3 protein-coding genes and 1 pseudogene are annotated in these 3060 nt (G+C 38.3%); 3 read left to right on the forward strand and 1 reads right to left on the reverse strand.

From position 1 onward, the window contains the following. Positions 1-128 precede the first annotated feature (128 nt). A pseudogene (locus FTV29_RS14820) lies at positions 129-482 on the forward strand (IS6-like element IS1008 family transposase); the annotation flags it as partial. Between the two features lie 187 nt (positions 483-669). On the opposite strand, the gene FTV29_RS14825 reads toward FTV29_RS14820, so the two are convergent. Further along, positions 670-1020, reverse strand: a complete 351-nt coding sequence (locus FTV29_RS14825; RefSeq protein WP_004282055.1) for a hypothetical protein — start codon at positions 1018-1020, stop codon at positions 670-672. A 563-nt stretch (positions 1021-1583) separates the two neighbouring features. Here FTV29_RS14825 and FTV29_RS14830 point away from each other — a divergent pair. Then, positions 1584-1928 (forward strand): helix-turn-helix transcriptional regulator, encoded by a 345-nt coding sequence (locus FTV29_RS14830; RefSeq protein ID WP_005102094.1) that lies wholly within the window; start codon positions 1584-1586, stop codon positions 1926-1928. A gap of 172 nt (positions 1929-2100) precedes the next feature. Further along, positions 2101-2784 (forward strand): metallophosphoesterase, encoded by a 684-nt coding sequence (locus tag FTV29_RS14835; RefSeq protein WP_101235089.1) that lies wholly within the window; start codon positions 2101-2103, stop codon positions 2782-2784. Positions 2785-3060: the final 276 nt, after the last annotated feature.

A 3060-nucleotide genomic window follows, 5' to 3' on the forward strand; every position in this document is an offset into this window, starting at 1 on the left:
GCGACTCATGAGTGCTCGGTTATATGCGGGCCAATTGGTTGTGCGGTAGATTTTGTGTGTAGGCTTCTTCATTTGAAAATTATATCGCTGAAAAAGCCTTTACAGATAGGTTTGTGCAACAAAGCCGTTTTCTAGGAAAGATCTTCAATACGGTGAAAAAATGGCAAATTCCACGGGTCATCAATACAGATAAAGCAGCGACCTATGGCCATGCTTTATCACGATTAAAGCGAGAAGGAAAATGTCCAGTAGATATTGAGCACAGGCAGATTAAGTATAAAAATAATGTCATTGAATGTGATCATGGTAAGTTAAAGCGAATCATCAGGGCCACATTAGGATTCAAATCTATGAAGACTGCTTATGCCACAATTAAAGGTATTGAAGTCATGCGTGCACTACGTAAAGGACAAGCATCGTCATTTTATTATGGTCAGCCTCAGGGTGAAGTGTGTCTAATCAACAGGGTTTTCGGTCTCTAAGCACTTTTTAAAGGGAACATCATCGACTCAAATCACTATTTGCAACAGTGCCAAGGCTAACCGAGTTATCCGAAGATTCACATCTAGATCATCAAAATGATGCAGTACTTTCACCAAGAGAATCCGAGCCAACTCGGTCGAGTAGCTCGGATTATGATGCCTACTTTTAAAGAGACACCCCCGCCGATCAGTAAACAGTCTTAGGGAACTTATGACGACGTGGGGTGGACTGAGTCCGTTTTACCCAATCTTCTGGATATTCTTGACTGTAAGAATCATGGTAATGACCTGACCAATATTCCTGATTGTCTTCATCTTGGCATTCGTGAACTTGAGAAAAGTTGTAGGTGCTCTGTTGAGCTACAGCATGTTGCTGAAGTATCTTTTCAGCTGTTTTTTCCGCCTGATCTAAAGCCATGAAAATATCGAGCAAGGCTTGGCGCTGTTGATGGTTCAGAACTTTAGCACCTTCGATAATCAGCTGTTTAGCGAGGTTTTTTGGCATGCATGGGTTTGCATCATTGAATTTAGTACGCATAGCAGTTTCCTAGATAAGAGTTTAATTATCTCCATCACTTCTCACGGTAATGGAGGCAACTTAACAGGGGTGAGAATACTGAATCTAGGATCAGCCAGCACGAAGCTGCCCTGCTAAGCTACCATAAGAACTGCTTAACAGTAGGCAAAAAAATAGCCGCAAGTGCGACATTTAATTGCACCTAGATTTTATCAGGTTCTCACACCTGAGCACAGATTTTGCTGTGTTGAAATAAGGTTATCCAGTAAAGAGCAGTGCGTCAAGGTCCTGATCAGTAGTTCTTATAAAAACTGAAAAATAAATAATCAAAGAATGTCAGGAGCTCAATTTATTTTATTATAAAAAAGAGAGGTTCAGTATGAGCCAATGGAGAAGATAAAAATGGCATGCTCCTCATTCTCAGTGTGTATCAGAAAGAATCTATATGGTATTAGGTACAGATATTTGCACATAACTGGCAATTAAAACAGGATATGTGCAATATTAGGACTTAACGACTTTAGGATTGACTAGATTTTTCTATGCCATAAGGTCATAAAATATCTAAATGTGAGTGATGAATAATGATGTATTCTGAAAATGACAGTCCAGTATATATTGCATCAGTGTTGGGAGAGCGCTTAAAACGCATTCGATTAAATCGAGATATGACACAAGCTGAAGTTGCGAGTAAAGCATGGATCAGTCGAAGAACGGTGTTAAATGCTGAGAAAGGTAATGCGAAACTCTCGGATTTAATTGCAATTCTAGCTGCATTAAACATGATTAATAATTTCAATGTTTTAATACCTGAAGAGTCATTTTCACCTATACAGTTGCTTAAACTAAAAGGCAAAGTTCGCAAAAGAGCATCAGGTAATAACAAGCCACCTGTACTGCAACTGGCAAAACCAAAGTCAGATTGGTGACACACATTTCTGATACGGGACTTATTTAGTATTGAGATCATGTCTGAATGGGCTGACCAAAAGTAAAAATTCGTCTGGGGCTATTTTTGCGATCAAGGTTGGTTGAAGGTCTGTGGTTAGTTAAAATATTATTCATGCATAATGCTATTAATCAGTAGGATGATGCTCCCTCATGACAAATCATATCCAGATTATAGATGGATCATCTTTCAAATCGATCTTCGTAGTAGGCGACTTGCATGGTTCTTATCACTTGCTGATGAGCCATCTCAACGCTATCGATTTTGACTTTGATAAAGATTTGTTGATATGCACGGGTGACCTGGTTGATAAAGGCAAAGAAAATTTAGAATGTTTTTCATTGATTAAAAAACCATGGTTTCGAACCGTTCGTGGCAATCACGAAGAAATGTGTATTAAAAGTCTATTTGATTCAAAGCTTAGACATTTACATGAAAGAAATGGTGGTGAGTGGTTCTATCAGTTGTCATCACATCAGCAGCATAAAATTATCAAAAGCTTTGAAGATTTACCAATCGTTATCGAGCTTGAACTTCTAGATAAACGAATAGGAGTAGTTCATGCAGATATTGATATTCATGAATGGGGCGCTTTTAAAGCAGATATCATGCAAGGTGATTACAGGATTTCAGGAATGGTTTCAGCTTACACAAATGCACTATGGGGGCGTGGAAGAGTAAAGAACTATTCAGATAATTATGATGTTGTAGAGAACATAGATGCTATCTATTTGGGACATACGATCGTCAAGGAAATGACCCGGTTAGATAATTGCTATTACATTGATGTGGGTTCATCCTTTACTCAAAAGCTTTGTATAACAAAAATTAAGTGAATATTTTGCAAGACTGAATAGCTACTGATTTTATAGACACCTTTTAGTTAGATTTGGACTGCCACCACTCTCAGCTGTAACTAAGGGGGGTGAATCTCTACACCTATAAGTCTCAATTTTAAAAAAATTAAGGTTTTTCTATTAAAAACGGCTTTGTTGCACAAAGATTTGAAATGCAAAGCGCCCCTAATTGAGCCAAATTTAAGGCGTAACTTGGGTAAGTGGTCGACCTAATTCCGTAAATCTGTTGAGGACTGCTACACGTGCATGAATTTC

The sequence above is a fragment of the Acinetobacter sp. YH12254 genome (genome assembly GCF_013417415.1).
In the GTDB taxonomy this organism is placed as follows: Bacteria; Pseudomonadota; Gammaproteobacteria; order Pseudomonadales; family Moraxellaceae; genus Acinetobacter; species Acinetobacter pseudolwoffii.

Bases quoted from the DNA above. Each gene is read 5' to 3' on its own strand.
- FTV29_RS14825 (WP_004282055.1), bottom strand. From the start codon at position 1,020: ATGCGTACTAAATTCAATGATGCAAACCCATGCATGCCAAAAAACCTC.
- FTV29_RS14835 (WP_101235089.1), top strand. From the start codon at position 2,101: ATGACAAATCATATCCAGATTATAGATGGATCATCTTTCAAATCGATC.
- FTV29_RS14830 (WP_005102094.1), top strand. From the start codon at position 1,584: ATGATGTATTCTGAAAATGACAGTCCAGTATATATTGCATCAGTGTTG.